Origin of the sequence: Streptococcus sanguinis, assembly GCF_013343115.1 — a bacterium.
GTDB classification, from domain to species: Bacteria; Bacillota; Bacilli; order Lactobacillales; family Streptococcaceae; genus Streptococcus; species Streptococcus sanguinis_H.
Genome location: NZ_CP054570.1, coordinates 1,722,251 through 1,746,026, shown reverse-complemented (window position 1 = coordinate 1,746,026; position 23,776 = coordinate 1,722,251). Strand labels below are relative to the sequence as shown.

General features: G+C 43.3%; 16 protein-coding genes and 2 pseudogenes. 14 read left to right on the top strand and 4 right to left on the bottom strand.

What is annotated here, in order from left to right; genetic code table 11:
• Positions 1-7: 7 nt before the first annotated feature.
• The 4 genes and pseudogenes from FOC72_RS08325 (at position 8) to FOC72_RS08315 (ending at position 4,618) form a co-directional block, all read left to right on the top strand.
• A complete protein-coding gene (locus FOC72_RS08325) occupies positions 8-1,939 on the top strand; it encodes a beta-glucoside-specific PTS transporter subunit IIABC (RefSeq protein ID WP_002896567.1) in 1,932 nt (643 codons plus the stop codon).
• A gap of 160 nt (positions 1,940-2,099) precedes the next feature.
• Entirely contained in the window at positions 2,100-3,482 is a 1,383-nt protein-coding gene (locus FOC72_RS08320) for a CapA family protein (protein WP_002896566.1), read from the top strand.
• A 176-nt stretch (positions 3,483-3,658) separates the two neighbouring features.
• A pseudogene (locus FOC72_RS11680) lies at positions 3,659-3,856 on the top strand (RhtB family transporter); the annotation flags it as partial.
• Positions 3,857-3,945: 89 nt separating this feature from the next.
• Positions 3,946-4,618 (top strand): annotated as a pseudogene (locus FOC72_RS08315) (hypothetical protein).
• Between the two features lie 122 nt (positions 4,619-4,740).
• On the opposite strand, the gene FOC72_RS08310 reads toward FOC72_RS08315, so the two are convergent.
• Complete coding sequence (locus FOC72_RS08310; protein WP_002896563.1) at positions 4,741-5,613, bottom strand: AraC family transcriptional regulator; 873 nt, start codon at positions 5,611-5,613, stop codon at positions 4,741-4,743.
• 105 nt (positions 5,614-5,718) lie between these two features.
• Here FOC72_RS08310 and FOC72_RS08305 point away from each other — a divergent pair, with 105 nt between their 5' ends.
• Both FOC72_RS08305 and FOC72_RS08300 read left to right on the top strand, forming a co-directional pair.
• Positions 5,719-7,164, top strand: coding sequence for a glycoside hydrolase family 1 protein (locus FOC72_RS08305; RefSeq protein ID WP_002896562.1), 1,446 nt, complete (start codon positions 5,719-5,721; stop codon positions 7,162-7,164).
• A gap of 268 nt (positions 7,165-7,432) precedes the next feature.
• Entirely contained in the window at positions 7,433-9,562 is a 2,130-nt protein-coding gene (locus FOC72_RS08300; protein ID WP_032914262.1) for a transglutaminase domain-containing protein, read from the top strand.
• A 107-nt stretch (positions 9,563-9,669) separates the two neighbouring features.
• On the opposite strand, the gene FOC72_RS08295 is transcribed toward FOC72_RS08300, so the two are convergent.
• The 3 genes from FOC72_RS08295 to FOC72_RS08285 all read right to left on the bottom strand — a co-directional run bounded on the left by FOC72_RS08295 (position 9,670) and on the right by FOC72_RS08285 (position 13,487).
• Complete coding sequence (locus FOC72_RS08295) at positions 9,670-11,394, bottom strand: ABC transporter permease/substrate binding protein (protein ID WP_002896560.1); 1,725 nt, start codon at positions 11,392-11,394, stop codon at positions 9,670-9,672.
• Positions 11,395-11,408: 14 nt separating this feature from the next.
• Complete coding sequence (locus FOC72_RS08290; protein ID WP_002896559.1) at positions 11,409-12,599, bottom strand: quaternary amine ABC transporter ATP-binding protein; 1,191 nt, start codon at positions 12,597-12,599, stop codon at positions 11,409-11,411.
• 246 nt (positions 12,600-12,845) lie between these two features.
• Positions 12,846-13,487 (bottom strand): GntR family transcriptional regulator, encoded by a 642-nt coding sequence (locus tag FOC72_RS08285; RefSeq protein WP_002896558.1) that lies wholly within the window; start codon positions 13,485-13,487, stop codon positions 12,846-12,848.
• A 179-nt stretch (positions 13,488-13,666) separates the two neighbouring features.
• Here FOC72_RS08285 and FOC72_RS08280 point away from each other — a divergent pair, with 179 nt between their 5' ends.
• The 8 genes from FOC72_RS08280 (at position 13,667) to FOC72_RS08245 (ending at position 23,694) form a co-directional block, all read left to right on the top strand.
• Positions 13,667-15,361 (top strand): MutS-related protein, encoded by a 1,695-nt coding sequence (locus FOC72_RS08280; protein ID WP_002896556.1) that lies wholly within the window; start codon positions 13,667-13,669, stop codon positions 15,359-15,361.
• Positions 15,339-16,196, top strand: coding sequence for a Cof-type HAD-IIB family hydrolase (locus FOC72_RS08275; protein WP_002896554.1), 858 nt, complete (start codon positions 15,339-15,341; stop codon positions 16,194-16,196). The genes FOC72_RS08280 and FOC72_RS08275 overlap by 23 nt, the downstream gene beginning before the upstream one ends.
• The gene (locus tag FOC72_RS08270; protein WP_002896553.1) at positions 16,196-16,828 is read left to right on the top strand and encodes an SGNH/GDSL hydrolase family protein; all 633 of its coding nucleotides are present in this window, start codon (positions 16,196-16,198) and stop codon (positions 16,826-16,828) included. The genes FOC72_RS08275 and FOC72_RS08270 overlap by 1 nt, the downstream gene beginning before the upstream one ends.
• Positions 16,829-17,139: 311 nt before the next feature.
• On the top strand, positions 17,140-18,915 hold the full coding sequence (gene spxB, locus FOC72_RS08265) for a pyruvate oxidase (RefSeq protein ID WP_002896551.1): 1,776 nt from the start codon (positions 17,140-17,142) through the stop codon (positions 18,913-18,915).
• A gap of 154 nt (positions 18,916-19,069) precedes the next feature.
• Positions 19,070-19,417, top strand: coding sequence for a VOC family protein (locus FOC72_RS08260; RefSeq protein ID WP_002896549.1), 348 nt, complete (start codon positions 19,070-19,072; stop codon positions 19,415-19,417).
• 542 nt (positions 19,418-19,959) lie between these two features.
• Positions 19,960-21,534, top strand: coding sequence for an ATP-binding cassette domain-containing protein (locus FOC72_RS08255; protein WP_002896547.1), 1,575 nt, complete (start codon positions 19,960-19,962; stop codon positions 21,532-21,534).
• A gap of 250 nt (positions 21,535-21,784) precedes the next feature.
• Positions 21,785-22,045: a SemiSWEET family transporter gene (locus FOC72_RS08250; RefSeq protein WP_001291476.1), complete on the top strand. Its 261-nt coding sequence runs from the start codon at positions 21,785-21,787 to the stop codon at positions 22,043-22,045.
• 209 nt (positions 22,046-22,254) lie between these two features.
• On the top strand, positions 22,255-23,694 hold the full coding sequence (locus FOC72_RS08245) for a 6-phospho-beta-glucosidase (RefSeq protein WP_002896545.1): 1,440 nt from the start codon (positions 22,255-22,257) through the stop codon (positions 23,692-23,694).
• Positions 23,695-23,776: the final 82 nt, after the last annotated feature.

Sequence of the window (23,776 nt, the reverse complement as noted above, 5' to 3'; positions counted from 1 at the left end):
ATCCATTATGGCTAAAGACTATACTGAATTAGCTAAGGACATTGTTGCCCATGTTGGGGGCAAGGACAATATTACCAAACTGGTACACTGCGTGACACGCTTGCGTTTTTCTCTAAAGGATGAATCTAAAGCAGATACAGACTATCTGATGAAGCGCGACGGAGTTGTAACGGTTGTCAAGGCTGGTGGTCAATATCAAGTTGTTATTGGCAATCATGTGCCAGATGTTTATGAAACAGTGCTTAAGGTTGCAGGTATTTCTGGTGAGGGCAGTGTTGAAGCAGATGATGATGCTGTAGAAGGAAATCTGTTTGATCGCTTCATTGCGCTCGTATCTGGCCTCTTCCAGCCGATGCTAGGTACCTTGTCAGCAGCAGGTATGATCAAAGGTGTGGTAGCCATTATGGCAGCCTTAGGTGTCGCCAAAACAGATGGTGCTTATGTGGTTCTCAATGCAGCGGGAGATGGCCTCTTCCAGTTTCTTCCATTGATTTTGGCTATTACAGCTGCTAAACGTTTCAAGATGAATCAGTTCACGGCTTTGGCTATCGGTTTTGCTTTGGTTTATCCAAATATCGCAGCTAGCTTTACGGCGGAAAAACCGCTTTATACACTTTTTGCTGGTACACCGATTGAGTCTCCAATTTTTTCGACTTTCTTCGGTCTTCCAATTATCTTTCCAGCATCGAGCTATTTGTCAACGGTCCTTCCAGTGATTGCAGCTGTTTGGGCTGGAGCCAAGATTGAAAAAGGCTTTAAAAAAATCATTCCAGATGTTGTCAAAGTCTTTATCGTACCATTCTTTACCCTTTTGATTACAGTGCCACTGGCTTTTTTGCTTATCGGTCCGGTCATGAGCTGGGCGTCTGATTTGGTAGGTGCTCTCTTTACAGGTATCTATGATTTTAGTCCGGTGCTGTATGGTATCGTTCTTGGTGCTGCTTGGCAGGTTCTAGTTATGTTCGGTCTTCGCTGGGGCCTGGTGCCGCTAGCAATCTTGGAACTGCAAAAAGGTCCAGGAGTTATTCTTGTTGCCTCTATTGCTATCTGTTTTGCTCAGGCAGGTGCCCTACTCAATATCATGATGCGTACTAAAGAAGAGAAGGTTCGTCAGCTTTCGATTCCAGCTTTCATCTCAGCTCTCTTTGGTGTAACGGAGCCAGCTATTTATGGGATCACGCTCCCTATGCGCTTGCCATTTATCATGACCTGTATTTCTGGAGCGCTGACTGGTGCGTATCTAGCTTTCTTTGATGTCAAAATGCAGGTTATGGGAGGTATGGGACTTTTTGCCATTCCATCCTTTATTGAAGCTGGCAACAGCATGACCTTGATTCACTTCCTCGTCGCTATTGTAGCAAACTTTGTACTAGGTTTTGGCCTGACTCAGCTGGTCAAGATTCCAAACCTTTTCGGTGCTCCGTCTGAAAAAGATGCTACTCCGTCTTTAAATGTTGAAAACGAAAGAGTCTCAGCGGGAATTACAGAGAAAGTCGTAACCAGTCCATTAGCTGGCGAGATAATCGCTCTTGAGGACACTCCGGACGCAGTCTTTGCCAGCGGAGCTATGGGCAAAGGAGTTGCCATTGAGCCTAGTGTGGGTGAAGTAGTAGCGCCTGCTGATGGGGTCATTCGCCTGCTCTTCCCTACCAACCATGCTATTGGTTTGGCTACGGATGATGGAGCAGAACTGTTGATTCACGTCGGTATGGATACAGTAGCCCTTGACGGAAAAGGCTTTACAGCCCATGTTGTCCAAGGCTCTAAAGTCAAGAAAGGCCAGCTTTTGCTTAGCTTTGATATCGATACTATCAAGGAGGCTGGTTATCCAGTGACAACTCCAATCATTGTTACTAACACAGCTAATTATAAGCAGATTGAAGTCCTTGCAAAAGGAGAAGTTCAGCTCGGCGATCAGCTCTTAGATTTGAAAAAATAGAAAATGAAGCAGGAGAATGGTGGAAGCATGCCGCAATTTGGAGAGTAGCATGCTTCTCCCTCTCCTGCTTTTTGCTTTTCTTTCCTTTTGGCGGTAAAAATAGTACAATATAGTAAATGTTGATGCACTATTATCAAGCAAGAAAAAGCGGAGAGATGTGATGGATAAAAAAATTCTTTGGGAGAAAATTCAGACTTTTTTTCAGGAACTTTGGAAAAAGATATCGGGTTTTGCTGCGGAACATAGTCTGCTGGCAGATGCTTACCATGCTTGGCGAGACTGGTTTAAGGGACTTCCATTTCCTCGTCCCAAAATCTTTCAAAAACAGCTTAGTAATCGCCAGTTTGTCGGAGTGCTTTTGACCGTAGTAGGGCTGTCAGCCGGATTAATTCTTCTGTCGGAGCATGTGCAGGATTTTACCTTACTGTCTCCTAGTAAGAAAGAGCAGCAGTCAGGTTCTTCTCAGAATCAGACGGTTCGTATCATGGCGACTGGGGATTTGCTTTATCACGATGGCCTTTATCTGAGTGCTCAGAAAGAAGATGGAACTTATGATTTTTCTGAGAATTTCCACTATGCTAAGGAATGGCTTCGGCAGGGGGATTTGGTCTTAGGAGACTTTGAAGGCACGATTCGGCCGGACTATCCCTTGAATGGCTATCCGCTCTTTAATGCTCCAGAAGCCGTAGTTCCAGCAATCAAGGATGCTGGCTATCAGGTGATGGATCTGGCTCATAATCACATTTTAGACTCTGGCTTGGAGGGAGTTTTCACTACAGCTCAGGCTTTTGAAAAAGAGGGAATCACTCCCGTCGGTGTTTATCCGCATGAAAGCCGCAGTCAGGCACCGCTCTTGATAAAGGAAGTAAAAGGCATTAGGATTGCACTGCTAGCCTACTCTTATGGCTACAATGGCATGGAGGGGCTTCTCAGTCAGGAAGACTATGACAATCGACTGTCCGATCTGGATGAAGAAAAGATGCGAGCCGAGATTGAGCGGGCAGAAAAGGAAGCAGATATTACAGTCGTCATGCCTCAGATGGGGATAGAGTACCAGCTGGAGCCAACCGAGGAGCAGATGACCCTCTACCATAAAATGGTTGACTGGGGAGCGGATATCGTCTTTGGAGGGCATCCGCATGTGGTTGAGCCGGCGGAGATTTTAGAGAAAGATGGTCAGAAGAAGCTGATCATGTATTCTATGGGAAATTTCATTTCCAATCAGCGCATCGAAACCATGGAGGGAATTGAAAATGCTCATTGGACCGAGCGCGGAGTGCTGATGGATGTTACCATTGAAAAGACAACAAAGGGCACGCAGATAAAAAGTGCTCAGGCTCATCCGAGTTGGGTCAGCAGAGTTGAAAAGGGCACTACTTCGGCAGACGGTCTACCTTTATACACTTACCAGACCAGGATTTTGGACGATTTTGTCGAAGGTGGCAAGTATCGAGACAAACTGGATCAAGAAACCAGAGCACGGATTGATACCGCCTATCAGGAAATGAATTCTCATGTTGGACTGAATTGGCCGGGGCAATAAATTGCTTGAATATGATTTTAGCCAGATTGGATTTGCCAATCTGGTTTTTGCTGTTTTAAAAATGAGGACTTTGTTATAATTAAAAAGGTTTATGAGCTGTTAATGAATGAAACTGACCGCTTTCGAGCTCGTCTATTATTTTATTGGAAAGAAAATGAAATGTATTTTGGTTTGAGGCTGCTTTTGTATTTTATACCCATGTTTATCTTGTTTTTGTTGCTAGTGTGCTCCCTGGTCTTGTTGATTTTCTGCCTGTTTCTGAGAAGAAATCTCTTCAAGGAAAAGCAGGGGCGCAATTTGCTGCTAGCTATCTTTTGGCTGGGGCTCTTCAATCTTCTGCTGAACTTGCTAGTATAGAAATGATGAGTTCGTAAGGAGAACAGTCCAAATGAAATGATAGGGACTAGCTTTATCCTTGTTCGTTGAAACTAAATATTGATTGAGAATTAAGGAAAGGCTAAATATGTATTTTTTTGAACAACTTTTTCTTTTAATAGACTTTTTAATTCACTTTTTACCACTCTTATTTATCTTTGTTGTTTTTATCGTTTCATGGATAGTTTATATCTGTATAAAGAAGCCTTTCTACAAAAGCATTTATGGGAAAGTGATTAGTCTACTCTTTTTGGGAACTTTGATTTGGAATCTTGTTTATTTTGGCGGAGAAGATCATGGTGGCTCTTACCAATTAGTAAAATTAAGGCCAGGCGAAGCTGTTTATGTAAAGATTAAAAAGCCTAATTTTGAGCTAATAAAGGGTTCAGGAGTCAGTGTTTTAAAATTTAAAGATAAAACAGATGGGAAAATTAGAATTTATGATTCTTATTTGAGAGAGCAGATAGGTGAAAATGAGTATATCTATGATGCAGAAAAAAAGTCTGTTCACTACTATAATGAAAAGGAAGGGGGGGATAACAATCCCAAACGAACAGGCTTTATCCGATTTAGGTGTTGAGTTTAACGAAAACTATAGCATTGATGTCAACTTTACCCAAAATAGAACGTTTGTTTTTAGTGTAAGCGACAGTGATCAAGATATCACTGTCCAAAACGAATCAGATAAACCCATATCTTTTTATGTCAAAGCTTATCACAGAGTCTATGGCTCAGAAGGCAGGGACCGAGATCTAGAATAATATCTTACAAAACATGGTGCTGTTTCTATCCTTCTTATAATATTAGCGTTACAAAAAAACGAATACCACAAAGTTCATTTAGCTTAGCAGGTATTCGTTTTTTTATTTTCCATTTTAGAGCTTCATTTCTTCCGATACTGACTTGGTGTCATTTGGTAGTATTTTTTGAACTGGCGGTTAAAGTTGGACAGGTTATTAAAGCCTGCTTGGCTGGAGATTTCCAGTACAGAGAGATTAGAGTGCTGCAGGAGTTCGGCTGCCTTGCGAAGGCGGAATTGGATCAAGTACTCAATGCAGGAAACGCCCAGATGCTTCTTGAAGAAGTTCATGAAATGGGTAGAGCTGTAGCCGCAAATGCCAGCCAGTTGGTCAATATTCAGGTCTTCTTGGTAGTGGGCATTGATGTAGTCGATGATGGAGCGAATCTTTTCTTCCTTGCGATAGCCTTCTGGTGACAGGTCTTTGGAAATGACATAGCCATTCTCAAAGAGCAGGTAGAAGAGCTGGTTAAGCTGGGCTTTGAGCTGAAACTCGTAGTGAGATTTGCGGAAATAGCCTGTTTCCATAGCTGCTAAGAGGCACTGGCGAATCTCGGCATAGGCTGTATCCGTAGGCTTGATAACATGAGTCAAGTCTAGCTGACCATTGTAGAGGGGCTGCAGATAGTTGATGCTGGCCTGATCCATGGCAGAGTAGCCCATCAGATCCAGATGGAAATTAATAGCGTCCATATAATGGCGCTCGTCGTTGATGGGGTGGATGGAGTGCAGGGCATTGGGACGAATCAGGATAATATCACCTTTTTCGCTGTTAAAGTAGTCGTCGTCAATATGAAATTGTGCTTTTCCTTCGTGGACATAAATCATTTCAACATCGGTATGCCAGTGGAAAAGAATATCTGGATGACCATTTTCAGTGATGGTGCGGGTCAGAGAATAAGGGGTTCCTTGGTTTTTAAAAACGGTATTTTTATGTAGTTGGCCTAAATCAATCATGGGGACACTCTTTCATAGAATAGTACAATTTATTAAGATAATTGTGTTAGAAAATATGTTTGACAACTATTATAATATAAATACAAAAAAAACGAAAGTGAGAAAATGCAAATGGGTAAATTTCCGCAGAATTTCCTCTGGGGCGGTGCAACTGCAGCCAACCAGTATGAAGGCGCCTATAATCTGGATGGAAAAGGCCTGTCTGTTCAGGATGTGACTCCAAAAGGCGGTGTGCCAGCTACGCCAGGTGATTGCAATCCTTTGATTACCGAGGAGCCGACACCAGATAATCTCAAGCTGAAAGGAATTGATTTCTACCATCGCTATAAGGAGGACATTGCCCTCTTTGCGGAGATGGGATTCAAGGTCTACCGGACTTCCATTGCCTGGTCTCGGATTTTTCCAAATGGGGACGAGCTGGAGCCCAATGAAGCTGGTTTGCAATTTTATGACAATCTTTTTGATGAACTGGCCAAATATGGCATTGAGCCTCTGATTACCTTGTCTCACTATGAAACGCCCCTGCATTTAGCGCGTCAGTACAATGGCTGGGCCAACCGCGATTTGATTGGTTTCTACGAGCGCTATGTCCGCACGGTTTTTACTCGCTACAAGGATAAGGTCAAGTATTGGCTGACTTTTAATGAAATCAACTCTGTTCTCCATGCGCCCTTTATGAGCGGCGGTATTGCCACGCCAGCTGAAGAGTTGTCCAAACAAGACCTCTATCAAGCGGTCTATCATGAGCTGGTAGCTTCTGCCTTGGCAACGAAAATCGGTCATGAGATCAATCCTGATTTTAAGATTGGTTGTATGGTCCTGGCTATGCCAGCCTATCCCATGACACCTAAGCCTGAAGATGTGCTGGCAGCACGAGAATTTGAAAATCAAAACTACCTCTTCTCTGATATCCATGCGCGTGGAAAATATCCAGCCTATATTAATCGTTTCTTCAAGGAGAATGGGATTGAGATTCAGTTTGCGCCGGGAGACAAAGAGCTTTTGGCTGAAAATACTGTAGACTTCATTTCCTTCTCCTACTACATGAGTGTGGTTGCGGCCCATGATCCGGAAAATTATTCTTCCGGCCGAGGCAATCTTCTAGGTGGCATCCTAAATCCTCATCTGGCTAGCTCAGAATGGGGCTGGCAGATTGACCCAGTCGGCTTGCGCTTGGTTCTAAATAGCTTTTATGACCGCTATCAGCTGCCTCTCTTCATCGTGGAAAATGGTCTCGGTGCCAAGGATGTCTTGGTGGATGGTCCAACTGGCCCAACGGTTGAAGATGACTACCGCATTGATTATCTTAAACAGCATTTGCAACAGGTAGGAGAAGCGCTGGAAGATGGCGTAGAACTGCTAGGTTACACAACTTGGGGCTGTATTGACCTGGTTTCAGCCAGCACGGCAGAACTCAGCAAGCGTTACGGCTTTATCTACGTTGACCGCAACGATGACGGTAGCGGAACTCTAGCCCGCTATAAGAAAAAATCTTTTGATTGGTACAAAGAAGTCATCGCGACGAATGGAGACAGTCTCTATCAGGATTGAATGACTTAAACAAAATGGCTCCTTATAAAATAAACCAAGTCCTATCTGGCTTGGTTTTTCTATGTTTTAAGGAGGTAATTGGCTGAAGCCTCTTGATTTTGAAAGCAAGATGAGGAAATGCAGTAGTTTGAGGGAAGCTGTTTCTATAAAAAAGTAAGAATTTATTCGCAAAATTACAGCTGTTTGAATCCGTTTACAAAAAAACAAAGACGCCTCAAATAAAATATGGTATAATATGTTAAGAATATCTATTTCAGGAGGGGAAATCATGAGTAGGAAAATCCGTTTCATTTCTCTGCTTACTCTGTTGATTTGTTTTCTGATGGGCTGCAGTCTTTTTCAAAAGAACGGTGGAGGTCCGGGAGAGCAAGGCGGCAAATTTTCGGAAAGTGTTCGTAAGCTGAGAGAAAAATACAGCAAAAATACTCCTTATGATGTCCAAGAAAAGGTCATTGAGATCAAGGAAAATGAGCCTATTACATTTCCGACAGAGGTACAAAAGCCTAACGATTTTGAGACACTGCCCCATGCAGGACAGACTGAGTTGATTTCTTCCTTTGAAATTTATGGGGACAGCAACTTACGAGCTATTTTAGGGGGTGACTTCAAGATGAATGATAAGCGGCAGATAGTGATTGAGCCAGCTTATCATTTCTCTGCGACTAGAGTAGAGGCAAATGGAGAGCATACAGAATATGGTCTAGCCAAGCAAGGTGAGAGCTGGGGTGTTTTTGATACGCTCTATTTGCTGCAACGGGATGATGAGCGAACGGGTAAAAAGCTTAAAAAGCCAAAACTTTGGATCGTTAAGATAGATAAGAAAGGGCGCGACAAGCTAACTCTGAAAACCAAGAGCAGTCTGCTCGGAGATGGACGCTTGCAGCTGGAATGGACGGAAGTACCGGGAGCGGACTCTTATTCCATTATAAAAAGAGAGTATGTGACCATGCCTGGCAGTGATACGAAGACAGGCCTTTATAACTATAAAGAGGTCGATCGGGTCACTTCGACAGTGTATCGGACAGATTTGCCTACCCACTATGATAGCCGCAACGGAGGCCGTTCTGGTGATGATCCAATTCTTGCCAGACAACGGTTGCTGCAGGCTTACGACCAGGATTACAGTAAGAAAACGGTTGAGAAAAAGCCTTATGAACTCCTTGTTGTTCCCCTTAAAGACAAAGAAGCTTTAGGAACTATCAGCAATCCTATCTCATCTGATAGCTTTGCGAAACTGATGCCGAATCAAATCGATTTTCGGACTTTTTCTGACCAGGTTTCCGCCCTGAGGCAGAAAGGAAACATTCCTGAAGAAGCACCGCTGCAGATGATGGATGGCCAGATTCAGAACTTTCCAATCGTCTATGAAAAAATTGAAAAAGAAGGCCGGGATGTCAGATGTCTGGTCTCTATCAAGGGCATGCCTACTGTCAAAACGGACTTTTTCATTGAACAGGCCAGTGTAGAAGAAGTGCAGCCTGTTGTAGATAAGCATAATGAAAAGGTCAATAAAGAGGAAAGCAAGTCTGGTGTTTCAGAGAAATATATCAGCGTAGAGCAGGCTGACTTGGATCTCAAGGGTAAAACAGTCGTTCATGATGTTAGTGATATTGAGGAAAGAGTGGCAGCCAGAAGTGCAGCGCAGGAATATTTTGCCAAGGCCCTTCTGTCCGATGCAGAATATGTTGATTACAGTGAGTTTCCAGAGCTGAGTGAAGGAGATGTCAGTGAATTGCTTCACGATGTTTTAGAGCAAAATCCAGTCATTCAGCAGGGAGTGGTTCCTGCCATTGATGCTAAGAAACATGTGGTAAGTTTTAAATACGATGCTGATGAAACAGCCAAATATAAGAAGGCCCGCAAAAAGGTCAAAGAGATTGTCAAAGACATCATCAAAGATCAGATGAGCGACCGAGAAAAGATTGAGGCAATTAATCAGTATATGATTGAGCATATTAGCTATGATAAGGTTGCTTACCAAGGCTTTTTGAATTACAAAACATCTATTGAGAATAAAGAATCAGAAGAAGCTATTTCAAAAGCGTTTAAAGATATGCAAGACGGTATTCGCAAGTATGAATCTAGTTTTGATATTACTGGTCCGCTATTTGAGGGCAAGGGAGTCTGTCAAGCTTACGCTGTAACTTTCCAGGCTCTTGCTCAGGAAGCTGGTCTCGAAACCATGTATGTGAGTGGAAATACAGATGATTTTGACCCGCATGCTTGGAACTTCGCAAAAGTAGATGGTCAGTGGCTGGCTTTAGATGTTACCTGGAATGACTCTGATGGAGACAGCACTAAAAAAGAAAATGAATACTTGCTATTGGCCATGGACAATCCACTCTACGCACAGAGCCACTATGCCTTTGACAGATACGAAGATGCTATTAAAGAATGATGATCCAAATAGAAGCAATCTTTAAAAGATGCCTAAGTCTTGTAAGACAAGGAAGAAGCCAATCAAAAACCCTGAGATAACAGTATCTCAGGGTTTTTTCTATACTTTTATTTCTTCCAGCTTTCGACTTCTTTCTGGTGGTTTTTGATCCACTCTTTGGCTGCAGCTTCTGGTGAGCTGCCTTCGTTAATCTTAAGCATGACTTCTTCCATGTCCTTTTGAGTCCAGTTGAAGTTGTCTAGGACCTTGTTGACTTCTGGCAAGTCCTTATCTAGATTTTTTCGAGTAATAGTGTGGATAGCTTCCTTGCCGCCCATGGTTCCCTTAGGATCCTTGAGGTATTTGAGGTCGTATTTGGAGAACATCCAGTGTGGTGACCAGCCGGTTACGATGATATCTTCTTTATTCTTAATAGCCTGATCCAGAGCAGTAGTCATGGCTCCTGTTGAGGAAGAAGAAAGATTCCAGCCACTGAGATTACTGTATTCTTGCATAGTCTTCTCAGTCGCGGTCATGATACCAGCGCCGGGCTCAATACCTGTGATGGTTTTCTTGGCTTGGTCTGATAGGTCTTCGATAGAGTCAGCATCCATATAGCTTGGTACGACTAGCCCTGTCTTAACGCCCTCAAGGTTTGGTCCCAAGTCCACTAACTTGTCCTTGTACTCTTTATAGAGAGCAGCATGGGTAGTCGGCAACCAGGCAGAAACCATGGCATCGGCTTCGCCATTAGCAACGGACTTCCACATAACGGCATTGTCCAGCGGTGTGATGGTGACATCGTAGCCCATTTCCTTGAGAGCTTCCGCTATGACATTGGTTGAGGCAACTTCGGAGTCCCATTCAACATAGGCAAGGTTGACCTTTTCTTTTTTGCTTTGCTGGAGCTTGGTCACTTGATTTCCGACAAAGGCTGTCAGGATGACAGCAGCTAGAGCAGACCAGAGCATAATCTTGTTACGTTTTTCCTTAGTAGTGACCGGTGATTTTTTAGCCAGAGGCTGGTTGAGCTTCTGAGTCAGGCGGTCAATGATAATGGCCAGGATAACCAGAGATACCCCATTGACAAATCCGGAACCGATGTCGGCATGCTGCAAGGCAGAGAGAACGCCGCGGCCCAGTCCTGGCGCCCCAATCATAGAGGCAGTAACGACCATAGACAGAGCTAACATGATGGTCTGATTGACCCCAGCTAGGATAGTATTTTTAGCCAGAGGCAGCTCAACTTTGAAGAGCTTCTGCTTGCCAGTACCCCCGAAGGAGTCTGACGCTTCAATCAGCTCGGTCGGAATCTGACGAATGGCTAGATTGGTAAAGCGGACAGTCGGTGGCAGGGCAAAGATGACAGAGGCAAAGACCCCAGGCACCATACCGATACCGAAGAAAGCCACGGCAGGTATCAGGTAGACAAAGGCTGGCATGGTCTGCATAAAGTCCAGCAAGGGCTTGATAACTGCTTCGACACGATTGCTCTTAGCCATCCAAATCCCCAGTGGAATACCGATGATAATGGAAATGGCACTGGAGACGATGACCAAGGTCACAGTGTTCATGAGATTTTCCCAGAGGCCTTGGTTGTAAACAAAGAGCAAGCCTAGGAGGGTGAGCAGGGGCAGTCCTAGCTTACGCTTGGAAATCAAATAGGTAAAAATAGTGATGACTGCGATAAAGAGCAGGGGTGGAATGAAGAGCAGGGTGTCTGTCATTCCATTCATGATGGCATTTCCGATAGCCTGAAGGACCGAGAAAAGCCCGGAGAAGGTATCAGTTACCCAGTTAGTAAAGGCCTCAACCCATTGAGAAACGGGGATTGGCTGTTGTAAAATATCCAAAATGCGAACCTCCCTTATTCTTCAGATTCAGTAGTATTGGCCAAGGCTTCGATGACTCGACCTTTGATAATAACGCCGACTAACTTGTCCTTATCATCTACAACGGCCAGAGGTGCTGGTGAATCGTAAATCAGCGGGAAAATATCAGTAATCAGGGTTTCCTGAGTGACCTTGCGGACGTTCTTATCAATCACTTCAGCCAGAGCTTGATGTTGCTTACGGGCATCTCGGGCGCCTTCGGCAGTCAGACTGCCCTTGAGATGCCGCTTCCTATCCACAGCCAGCAGCATACTGACCTCTTCTTTTTTCATCCGATTAAGAGCCACAGTTGGTCCGTCGATGTCAATGTTGGTAGTCAGTGGCGTTGTCATGATATTCTGAGCAGTCAAGACCTTGGAGCGGTCCACATCTTCAACGAACTCTCGAACGAAGTCGTTGGCTGGATTGGTCAGGATTTCCTCACCGGTGCCAATCTGCATAATCTGACCGTCAGCCATAATAGCAATACGGTCACCGATACGCAGGGCCTCATTGAGATCGTGGGTGATAAAGATAATGGTACGCTCATGCTCTGCCTGCAGATCCAGCAGCTCATCCTGCATTTCGCGGCGGATGAGGGGGTCTAAAGCTGAGAAGGCTTCGTCCATGAGCAGAATATCAGGATTGTTGGCCAAAGCTCGAGCTAAGCCAACCCGCTGCTGCATCCCACCGGAGAGCTGATCGGGGTATTGGTCCTTGAAGGACAGGAGACCGGCATTGTCTAGAGCTTGTTCAGCTAGGCGCGTGCGCTCTTCCTTATCAACACCTCGAACTTCCAGACCGAACTCAGTATTTTCCAGAATGGTCCGATGTGGAAAGAGGCCGAAGTTCTGAAAGACCATATTGAGCTTGTGGCGGCGAACGTCACGCAGCTCTTCTTCGTTCATCTTGGCCACATCTTGGCCGTCGATGTAAATGTCGCCTGATGTCGGGTCAATCAATCGGTTGAGCAGGCGGATAAGGGTAGATTTCCCACTACCGGACAGTCCCATGATGACAAAAATTTCTCCGATCTGAACTTCAAAGTTTACATCGTAAACTCCGACAGTAGCACCGGTTTTTTCTAAAATTTCCGTTTTGCTTTTGGCTTGCTGCACCATTTCCAGTGCCTGCTTTTGCCTTTTACCGAAAATTTTAGTCAAATGTTTTACTTCTAGTTTATTCAACGTATTTCTCCTTTTACAAAAGTGACTACATGTTTATTTTGATAAGTTGTCACTTAAAAGACCATCACAGTATAACATCGTGTGGTCACTTTGTCAAACCCAAAAGACCGTCAGACCGGCATTTTTCGACTATTATAAAAAAGGAGGATGATTTTCTAGAATATTTCTGAAAGTCGCAAAAGGCTTGTCAGACAGCGGATTCGCCTGTCTATTCTGCTTTTTGACAAAGAAAAAACAAGCGCTGTTTCACTTGTTTGTTTCAATTTCATTAAAAAATAAATTATGCATCAAACCGACTGATAATTCGTTGCCAACAAAGTAGATGGTATTGCCGGCTTCCAGCTTGGTATAAGGACCAGGCGAGATTAGGAGTTGGTCTCCCTGCTGGACTGCGACAATGGTAGCGCCAGTCGAGTGCCAGATATTGAGCTCATTGATAGATTTTCCTAGGTTGATGGCGTCTGCTGAGAGCTGGAGCTCGTAGGGATTGAAAGGGAAGCGCTGCTGGACATCTTTAGTTCGGCTGAGAAGCTGATTGAGCAGCTGGGAAAAGTTGGCAAATTCTTCCTCTTGGCGTTGGATGCTCTGGTGGAGCTTGCTTTTGAGGTCCTGCAGAGAGTTGACATCTTTATAGGTCTCAAGGAACTGCTGGGCTTTTTCCTTGGAAGAAATGAAGGCTCCACTGCCGTGGCGGACTTCCATGATTTCCAGGTCTACCAGCACATTAATAGCCTTGCGGGCTGTCTCAGGTGAGACATTGAAGTTGCTGGCTAGGGTAGAGCGGGCATAGATCTTGCTTCCGATGGGATATTTGCCGTCAACGATTCGCTCGGCAATGGCGACGGCAATCTGCTGGTAGCGTGGGAATGCGACTTCTTTTTTGCTCATGAGGACCTCCAATTTACAACAGAAATATAGCTATGATTATAATATAAAACTGGAAGATTGAAAAGTGCTCTTTGTAAAATCGACTGTCCTATCCGCCTCTTCTTACCTTTCTTTTTACTTTTTTAAGTAGTATAATATGTCTAAAAGTCAGAGGTTTTCTGGAAGGGGTGAGGATATTTATGTCACAATTTATCTTGGTATTACTGGGCTTTTTGGCGGTGCTAGTGCTTGTCATAGTCTCTGCTATTCGGAGAAAGCTTCGCTTTAAGAAGCGTTTAGCTACTGCTTGGGGAAGTCGTGAGCGGGTGGATTGCCGGCCAGACAGTGAGTCCAGTCTGTATGAGTCTTTTTTGCTAGACGAAGAAGCTGGAACCTATGATAGTCTGGTGGACGACCAGACTTGGGGAGATTTGGACTTTTTTGATGTTTTTCAGGATATTGATACAGCAGCCCAATCCAGTCTAGGTTCAGAGTACCTTTACAGCAAACTTCGCCTGTTGCATTTCGAGGCAGATCAGGAATTTGATGATTTGCAGGCCAATTTGACCCAGCATCCAGAGGTGCGCATTCAGCTGCAGCTGCTTTTTTCTGAGCTTGGCAAGAAAAATCACAATCAAGCTAAGAAACTGATCTATAAACCAGCTCAGGCGAATCACAAGGGAAGTTTTTACCTGTTTTTGGCTGCGATTCCGCTACTTTCCCCTTTACTCTATTTTATCAATCCTAGTCTGGGATATATAGTTCCCATCATCAGCATGGCCTTTAATATCGTTTATTCCATGGCCACGCGCTGGTCTCTAGAGATGAAGTTAGACAGCATGGGCTATCTGGTACGGATCTTCTATATTGGTGAAAAGATCGCCCGCCTGCCCTTGCCCCAGCAAGCTTCTCTAAAAGAAGCGGTGGCTTCTTTTAGCCGAACACGGCTTTTTGGAGAAGTCTTTCGGCCCCAGTCGGGTGCCTCTGAGCTGGAGATTTTCTATCTCTATATCAACTCCGTCTTGCTGATACCTCAGTTGGCTCAGGCCTATATCTCCAATCGTCTGGTCAAGGCCAATCAACAGGCTAGGCAAGTGCTGGAGATTCTAGGTCGCTTAGAGGCAGCGATTGCTGTACTTAACTACAAGGAAAGCCTGCCGATTTATGCGAAACCTAGCTTTACAAGCTCAGCTGGGATGAAGGGCAAGGGTCTCTATCATCCACTCTTAGAGCGACCTGTTAGCAATGATTTGGACTTTTCTAAGAATATGATGATTAGTGGCGATAATGCTTCTGGAAAATCGACTTACCTGAGAATAGCAGCTATCAATGCTATCTTGGCTCAGGGGCTAGGCTTTGCTTGTGCAGAGAACTTGACCTTGCAGCATGGTCATGTCTTGAGCTCAATGGATGTGACCGATGACATCGGCTCTGGGGATAGTTACTTTATCGCCGAGAGCAGGGCTATTGAGCGCATGATAGATTCCTTGGAAGAAGAGGGCTTGCACTACTTTTTCATCGATGAGCTTTTTAAGGGAACCAATACTGTTGAGCGGATTGGTGCAGGACTAGCAATCATTGATTGGCTAGCCCAGAAGCCCTGTCTTTACATGATTTCGAGCCATGATGTGGAGTTGGTAGCAGCCTCTGGTCAGCTCAATGCTCAATATCACTTTGACAGTCAATATATAGCAGGAGAGATTGTCTTTGACTATAAGATTAAGCAAGGCAGCGCTTTGACCAAGAATGCGGTTAATACACTAGAGAGCCTGAACTATCCAGAAGAGATCACGGATACAGCCAGGGAGATAATCACCGCCTACGAAGCCAGCGGCAACTGGAGCTTGCTGGGAAAGGGACAGTCCAAATTGGATGACAAAGATAGAAATGGATAAAAAGATGACTGTAAAGATGATAGCGACAGACATGGATGGAACCTTGCTGGACGGACAGGGACAGCTGGATTTGCCACGTCTGGCTACTATTTTAGATGAGCTGGATAAGAGAGACATTCGCTTTGTGGTGGCTACTGGCAATGAAATTCCACGGATGCGTCTGCTATTAGGAGATTTGGTAGAACGAATGACCTTGGTAGTCGCCAACGGAGCCCGGATTTTTGAAAAGAACCAGCTAAGCATGAGCAGCTTCTGGGAACCTGGATTGATTAGGGATGCGCTGGCTTACTTTGCTGGGCGTGAAAAGGAGCTTCAGCTGGTTGTGACTTCTGAAAGAGGTGGCTTTGTCCAGGAGGGTACAGAGTTTCCCTTGATTGAAAAAGTCATGACCAAGGAAATAGCCCAGTTTTTCCACAAGCGGATGAACTTTGTGCCAAGCCTTCAGGATTATCCCTTTGACAAGGTCTTAAAAATGAGTATGATGGTAGAAGAGGCTGCAGCAGCAGAGCATGCTCGTCTGATTAATCAGCATTTTGCTGGCCGATTGAGCGCTGTTGCCAGTGGTTACGGTGCGATTGACATCCTCCAAGATGGGATGCACAAGGCTTGGGGCTTGCAGCAGCTGATGGCTAAGTGGCAGATTCAAAGCTCAGAAATAATGGCTTTTGGGGATAGTGAAAATGACATAGAAATGCTTGAATTAGCAGGTATTTCTTACGCTATGGAGAATGGCGATGAGCGGGTCAAAAAGATAGCGGACTACCTAGCGCCAGCAAATACAGAAGCCGGTGTTTTACAGATACTTGAGCAATACTTAGAAGAGGAAAGGGAATAATGGCAGTACAATTACTAGAAGAATGGCTTCTCAAGGAGCAGGCAAAATTGCAGCAAAACTACAGAGAGCTCAATCAACTCTCTGTCAAGGAGCCAGACATCATCTTTATTGGAGACTCCATCGTAGAATACTATCCGCTTCAGGAGCTCTTACAGACGGATAAAAGACTGATTAACCGTGGCATTCGGGGCTATAAGACTGATTTGCTTTTAGAAAACCTAGATGCCCATCTCTTTGGGCAGGCTTTGGATAAGGTCTTTATCCTGATAGGTACCAACGATATTGGCAAGGAGATGCCTCAGACAGAAACGCTGGCTAATTTGGAAGCCGTTATTCAGGAGATTTCTCGTGACTATCCTCTGGCTCAGATCCAATTGCTGTCGGTCCTGCCGGTCAATGAAGCTCCCGCCTACAAGAGCACGGTCTATGTCCGCAGCAATGAAAAGATTCAGGCTCTCAATCAGGCCTATCGCCAGCTGGCTAGCGCCTACATGAATGTCCAGTTTATTGATCTCTACGATACCTTTCTGGACGAGGGAGGCCAGCTGCGCCCAGACTACACAACAGATGGTCTCCATCTGACCATTCCTGGCTATGCAGTCCTGTCCAAGGCTTTGCAGGAATATTTGTAGTTTCTTCGAAAGAACACAGCTCTGTTTTACCGGAACAGAGCCTTTTTTATTTTCCTTAACTTACAAATTTTTTCTGTGAACAATACTTGATTTCAAAGGGATTATGAAAATTATTATAAAACACATTGGACTTTGTGAAAAAAATCAGGGCTTGGTGTTATGTAATAGTTCTATATCATCTTTGAGCATATTCTTATACAAGAGCGAAAAAACATGATAAATTGATAGAGTAAAGTTTCTTGAAGCGTTTTCATTCACAAATGGAAATATTTTCAACAACTGAAAATTTATTTTATTGAAGGAGAGTTATTATGACTCAAGGAAAAATTACTGCATCTGCAGCAATGCTCAACGTATTGAAAACATGGGGCGTAGACACTATCTACGGTATCCCATCAGGAACACTCAGCTCATTGATGGATGCTTTGGCTGAAGACAAAGATATCCGCTTCTTGCAAGTTCGCCACGAAGAAACAGGTGCTCTTGCAGCGGTCATGCAAGCTAAATTCGGCGGCTCAATCGGGGTTGCAGTTGGTTCAGGTGGTCCAGGTGCGACTCACTTGATTAACGGTGTTTACGATGCAGCTATGGATAATACTCCATTCCTTGCTATCCTTGGATCACGTCCAGTCAACGAACTCAACATGGATGCCTTCCAAGAGCTCAACCAAAACCCAATGTACAACGGTATCGCTGTATACAACAAACGTGTAGCTTACGCTGAGCAATTGCCAAAAGTAATCGACGAAGCTTGCCGTGCTGCTGTTTCTAAAAAAGGGCCAGCTGTTGTTGAAATCCCAGTAAACTTTGGTTTCCAAGAAATCGACGAAAACTCATACTACGGTTCAGGTTCTTACGAGCGCTCATTCATCGCTCCTGCCTTGAACGAAACTGAAATCGACAAAGCTGTTGAAATCTTGAACAAGGCTGAGCGCCCAGTTATCTACGCTGGATTTGGTGGTGTCAAAGCTGGTGAAGTGATTACTGAATTGTCACGTAAAATCAAAGCGCCAATCATCACAACTGGTAAAAACTTTGAAGCTTTTGAGTGGAACTACGAAGGTTTGACAGGTTCTGCTTACCGTGTTGGTTGGAAACCAGCCAACGAAGTGGTCTTTGAAGCAGACACCGTTCTTTTCCTTGGTTCAAACTTCCCATTTGCTGAAGTATACGAAGCCTTCAAGAACACTGAAAAATTCATCCAAGTAGATATCGACCCTTACAAACTTGGTAAACGCCATGCTCTTGACGCTTCTATCCTTGGTGATGCAGGTCAAGCGGCGAAAGCGATTCTTGATAAGGTAGACGCAGTTGAGTCTACTCCATGGTGGCGTGCAAACGTTAAGAACAACCAAAACTGGCGCGATTACATGAACAAACTCGAAGGTAAAACTGAGGGTGAATTGCAATTGTACCAAGTTTACAATGCTATCAACAAACATGCTGACCAAGACGCTATCTACTCAATCGACGTTGGTAACTCTACTCAAACATCAACTCGTCACCTTCACATGACACCTAAGAACATGTGGCGTACATCTCCACTCTTTGCGACAATGGGTATCGCCCTTCCTGGTGGTATTGCTGCTAAGAAAGACAATCCAGACCGTCAAGTATGGAACATCATGGGTGACGGTGCATTCAACATGTGCTACCCAGACGTCATTACAAATGTTCAATATGACCTTCCAGTTATCAACTTGGTTTTCTCAAATGCTGAGTATGGCTTCATCAAGAACAAATACGAAGATACTAACAAACACTTGTTTGGTGTAGACTTCACAAACGCTGATTATGCGAAAATTGCCGAAGCACAAGGTGCTGTTGGATTTACAGTTGACCGTATCGAAGACATCGATGCAGTCGTTGCAGAAGCTGTAAAACTCAACAAGGAAGGCAAGACAGTTGTCATCGATGCCCGCATCACTCAACACCGTCCGCTTCCAGTAGAAGTACTTGAACTCGATCCAAAACTTCACTCAGAAGAAGCTATCAAAGCCTTCAAGGAAAAATACGAAGCAGAAGAACTCGTACCATTCCGCCTCTTCTTGGAAGAAGAAGGATTGCAATCACGCGCAATTAAATAATTCCTCTCGCCGAAAATCAAATGTAAACTGTGTCATCTTAACCTTGCCGTACAGCAGTACTGCCTGCGGTTCGATGTCTTGTTTATAACTTGATTTTCTTAGAGCGGAACTTGAAAAGATCGGAGCAATCCGGTCTTTTTATGGAGGATAGTAAATGAATTTAAATCAATTAGATATCATCGTTTCAGATGTTCCTCAAGTCTGTGCTGACTTGGAGCGTATTTTTGATAAAAAGGCAGACTATGTTGACGACAGTTTTGCTCAGTTCACGATTGGCAGTCATTGCCTCATGTTGTCCCAAAATCATTTGATTCCTTTGGAAAATTTCCAGACAGGAATCATTCTTCATATCGAGATTGAGGATGTAGACCAGAATTACCAGCGGTTGAAAGAGCTTGGTGCTGAGATTTTACACGGCCCAGCTGTAACTGATTGGGGTACGGAATCGCTGCTAGTTAAAGGCCCTGCTGGTCTAGTGATTGATTTTTATCGAATGAAATAGGATGCGTAGTCATTTGAAGTTAACCTTAGAGGAAGGAATAGCGAGATTGTGTCTCGACGAACAGAAATGTGATAGTACGGCATGTATAGTAGTAGATAAGGGAATTTGAAATTAGTTTGTACTCGATTAAAAATTATTAAAATGTAGAACTTTTCTAATATTCTGATTTTTCTTGAATTATTATTTTAATAGTTATACAATGTATTTAAAATAAAGCAAAGATAAAGAGATGGTAATATGAAAGTTATCACGATATATCTTAAGGTATGATACTGAAGATGGTAGTGTATATTTTAATATCAAAAATAATCATTCATTTTTGATTACGAATGAATTGAAGAAGAATATACAAGAAAATAAAACAACGGAAAGTGAATATATTGCCTATTTTGGAAGAGAATAAACATTTACTTGAAGAAAATGAGGTAAACAAATATTTAAAACAGATAGAAGATAGGAATAATGAGATTGTAATATTTGTTAAATTTATATAATAAAAATGGAGAGGAGTGCTAGCCACTCTCTTTTTCTAGGAGGGCATTGTGAATAAAATATTTCACTATCTGGACAAGAAAACGAAGTTTTATACTATCATTGGCGCACTGGCAAATGGAGGTTTGGCTCTTGCTCAACCCTTAGTCGTATCACAAGCCTTGTCCTTAAATCAAGGAGAATTGACTTATTCTAAAATTATACAGTTTGCTGTTTTTGGCTTTACAGTATACTTTGTCCTGTATAGCTTAATGCTCTTTTGTAATCATACACATAATGTTTTTCGTCGTGAAATTCAAATGAATATGAGGGCAGATTTATTTGGCAAGCTGATGACAAATAAAGATTTTAGCGAAGATGAAAAAATCACCATGCTCACACAAGATATGGAGTATTTGGGGGATAATTACTTAGAAAAATACGTCAATATCATTTGCTGGAGCTTTGTTGCATTACTAACAGCGATTTATATTATTTCGCAAAATTTGTTGCTAGGTAGCATTTTTGTCTTTTTCACTATTTTGCGTCCTATTCCTCAGTTCTTGATGAATAAAAGACTCAAACATACTGGTGATGACATGGCGCAAGGCAGAGTAGATGTTCATAATCAAGTATCTGATAGTATCCGAGGAGCACATACTCTACTCATGAACCAAGCAATTTCTGAAAATCAGAACAGATTTTGGAAGATTAATCTAAATTATCAACGAGCAATTCAAAAATTTTGCTTTACCCATAATATTATTTTCTTTTGCAACGGTTTCATGGTCTTTTTGAGCCAAGTTTTACCACTTGTTTTAGGTTTTTACTTTGCTATGGCTGGGCAGAAAGTGTCAGTGGCAAGTCTTGTTGCCATGTACATCGCAGCAGGTCAACTAGTGAGCCCTATTCAGACTATTATGTATGATGCTGTAGATATACAAGGGGCCAAAACGACAGCTGATAAGATTTTTGGAATATTAGAAATTGGAGATGTAAAACAGATAGATAAAAAAGATGCGCAAGAATTGCATGCCCTGCACATTAAAAATTTAAGTAAATCTTATGGTGACAGACAGCTTTTTACTCACTTAAACTTGGATGTTCAAGCAGGTCAGAAAGTTTTAATCAAAGGACCGAGTGGTTGTGGTAAGTCAACCTTGTTCCGACTCATTACTGGAGAAGAAATAGCAGATGAGGGAGAAATTATCGGCGTGACAACTGTTAATGAATGTACATCAAGTTTTGTATCCAGTATAGGAATTATTAACCAACACCCATTTCTCTTTAATGATACAGTGCGTTACAATTTGACCTTAGGACAAGAATTTTCTGAGGAAGAGCTGCTTGCTGTTTTGAAACAAGTCAAACTGGATTTTGAATTGACGGGTGGGCTGGATTTTATTATCAAGAATAACGGGGAGAATATTTCTGGGGGACAAAGGGTGCGGATTGAATTGGCACGCTTTCTTCTTCGTAGAAAAAATCTGTTGTTGGCTGATGAAGTAACAGCAACCCTAGATAAAGAAAACGCCCTCATGGTACGTGAACTACTATTTTCTCTTCCTGTTATGATGTTAGAAATTGCCCATCATATTGATGATGAAAGTAGATATCAACAAGTTGTAGATTTAGGAAAATATTGATTCTGGCCCAAAAGTCAGTTTTATCATAAAAAGAAGTAAATATTTCAGCAATAAAAGACCCAGTATCAAGATTTTTCAGCACATAAAAATATTTGTTTTTCTGCTTATAACTATTTTTCCTAACTTCACTCTTATTTCTTATCACAAGATTGTGATAGTTTACATCTTTATAACAAAAGTTTTAAAGACTTGATTGTTTTGAAAGAAGATTATAAAATAAGATTCAGCAAAAATGAAAGAGGCTTTGAAAATGTCTGAAAAACAAATGAAAGTTTTGGGTTGGGTAGCGACCTTCATGTCTGTTATGATGTATGTGTCTTACTTCCCACAAATCATGAACAACTTGGCTGGTCAAAAAGGAAACTTCATCCAGCCCTTGGTTGCAGCGATTAACTGCAGTCTCTGGGTCTACTATGGACTTTTCAAAAAGGAAAGAGATATCCCTCTTGCAGCAGCCAATGCACCCGGGATTGTTTTTGGCCTAGTAACGGCTATCACGGCTTTGATTTAAAAGGAACAGAGAAGACTGGTTTTCAGTCTTCTTTTTTTGTTTAAGGAGAGGGCAATTGCTTTTTTTGAGAGGATAATTTTTAAAAAATGATCTGATCAACTTAAATAGTAGAATAGTATCAGTATGTAACAATATTTTATAAGAAAAGGTTTACATAATGAGCTATAATATAAGTAAATGAACAAGCAAATAAGAAAGCGAGTAGAAATATGACTGAAAAACTGACTTTTCCGGATGGTTTTTTGTGGGGTGGAGCGACAGCTGCCAACCAATGCGAGGGCGCTTACGATGCGGATGGTCGCGGGCTGGCCAATGTAGACGTGGTGCCGATTGGTGAGGACCGTCTGGCCATCATCACGGGTAAGAAAAAGATGTTTGACTTTGAGGAAGGCTATTTCTACCCAGCTAAGGAAGCTATTGACATGTACCATCGCTTCAAGGAGGATATTGCTCTCTTTGGCGAGATGGGTTTTAAGACCTATCGTCTGTCCATTGCTTGGAGCCGGATTTTCCCTAAGGGGGATGAGCTGGAGCCCAATGAAGCTGGCCTGAAATTTTACGAAGACCTCTTTAAGGAATGCCACAAGTACGGTATTGAGCCCTTGGTGACCATTACTCACTTTGACTGTCCCATGCACTTGATTGAGCAATATGGTGGTTGGCGAAATCGTCTCATGCTGGAATTTTACGAGCGTCTCTGCCGCACTCTCTTTACCCGCTACAAGGGATTGGTCAAGTACTGGCTGACCTTCAATGAAATTAACATGATCCTCCATGCACCCTTTATGGGGGCTGGGCTCTGCTTTGAAGAAGGGGAAAATGAGGAGCAGGTCAAGTATCAAGCAGCCCATCATGAGCTAGTCGCGTCAGCCATTGCCACCAAGCTGGCTCATGAGATTGATCCGGAAAATAAGGTCGGCTGTATGTTAGCGGCGGGTCAAAATTATCCTAACACCTGTCATCCACGCGATGTATGGGCTGGTATGGAGGAAGACAGGAAAAACTATTTCTTCATTGATGTGCAGGCGCGTGGCGAATATCCCAACTATGCCAAGAAAGCTTGGGAGCGCGAGGGCATCACTGTCGAAATGACAGAAGAAGACCTGCAGCTGCTCAAGGAGCATACGGTGGACTTCATTTCCTTCTCTTACTACTCTAGCCGGGTAGCTTCGGGCGATTCTAAGGTCAATGAGCTGACCGAGGGCAATATCTTTGCTTCTCTCAAGAACCCTTATTTGGAAGCTTCTGAGTGGGGCTGGCAGATTGATCCGCTGGGCTTGCGTATTACGCTAAATACCATCTGGGATCGCTATCAAAAGCCCATGTTTATCGTGGAAAATGGTCTGGGTGCAGTGGATACTCCAGATGAAAATGGCTATGTGGCTGATGATTACCGGATTGACTACTTGGCGGCCCATGTCAAGGCCATGCGGGAAGCCATCAATGAGGACGGCGTGGTGCTGTGGGGCTACACGACCTGGGGCTGTATCGACCTAGTATCAGCCGGCACTGGCGAGATGAAGAAGCGCTATGGCTTTATCTACGTGGACCGGGACAATGAAGGTAAGGGGACACTCAAACGTTCCAAGAAAAAATCCTTTGATTGGTACAAGGAAGTTATCGCGACTAACGGAGCATCTGTGAAATAAACTAAGGCTGAGATATGAATGTCTCAGCCTTTTTCCTTAGCCCTCAAGGGCGAAAGTAATACTTCTAAAAATGATTTTGCAA

What these genes read in the sequence shown, in the direction of transcription:
- FOC72_RS08325 (WP_002896567.1), top strand. Translation starts at nt 8, where the DNA reads ATGGCTAAAGACTATACTGAATTAGCTAAGGACATTGTTGCCCATGTT.
- FOC72_RS08320 (WP_002896566.1), top strand. Translation starts at nt 2,100, where the DNA reads ATGGATAAAAAAATTCTTTGGGAGAAAATTCAGACTTTTTTTCAGGAA.
- FOC72_RS08310 (WP_002896563.1), bottom strand. Translation starts at nt 5,613, where the DNA reads ATGATTGATTTAGGCCAACTACATAAAAATACCGTTTTTAAAAACCAA.
- FOC72_RS08305 (WP_002896562.1), top strand. Translation starts at nt 5,719, where the DNA reads ATGCAAATGGGTAAATTTCCGCAGAATTTCCTCTGGGGCGGTGCAACT.
- FOC72_RS08300 (WP_032914262.1), top strand. Translation starts at nt 7,433, where the DNA reads ATGAGTAGGAAAATCCGTTTCATTTCTCTGCTTACTCTGTTGATTTGT.
- FOC72_RS08285 (WP_002896558.1), bottom strand. Translation starts at nt 13,487, where the DNA reads ATGAGCAAAAAAGAAGTCGCATTCCCACGCTACCAGCAGATTGCCGTC.
- FOC72_RS08280 (WP_002896556.1), top strand. Translation starts at nt 13,667, where the DNA reads ATGTCACAATTTATCTTGGTATTACTGGGCTTTTTGGCGGTGCTAGTG.
- FOC72_RS08275 (WP_002896554.1), top strand. Translation starts at nt 15,339, where the DNA reads ATGACAAAGATAGAAATGGATAAAAAGATGACTGTAAAGATGATAGCG.
- FOC72_RS08270 (WP_002896553.1), top strand. Translation starts at nt 16,196, where the DNA reads ATGGCAGTACAATTACTAGAAGAATGGCTTCTCAAGGAGCAGGCAAAA.
- spxB (WP_002896551.1), top strand. Translation starts at nt 17,140, where the DNA reads ATGACTCAAGGAAAAATTACTGCATCTGCAGCAATGCTCAACGTATTG.
- FOC72_RS08260 (WP_002896549.1), top strand. Translation starts at nt 19,070, where the DNA reads ATGAATTTAAATCAATTAGATATCATCGTTTCAGATGTTCCTCAAGTC.
- FOC72_RS08250 (WP_001291476.1), top strand. Translation starts at nt 21,785, where the DNA reads ATGTCTGAAAAACAAATGAAAGTTTTGGGTTGGGTAGCGACCTTCATG.
- FOC72_RS08245 (WP_002896545.1), top strand. Translation starts at nt 22,255, where the DNA reads ATGACTGAAAAACTGACTTTTCCGGATGGTTTTTTGTGGGGTGGAGCG.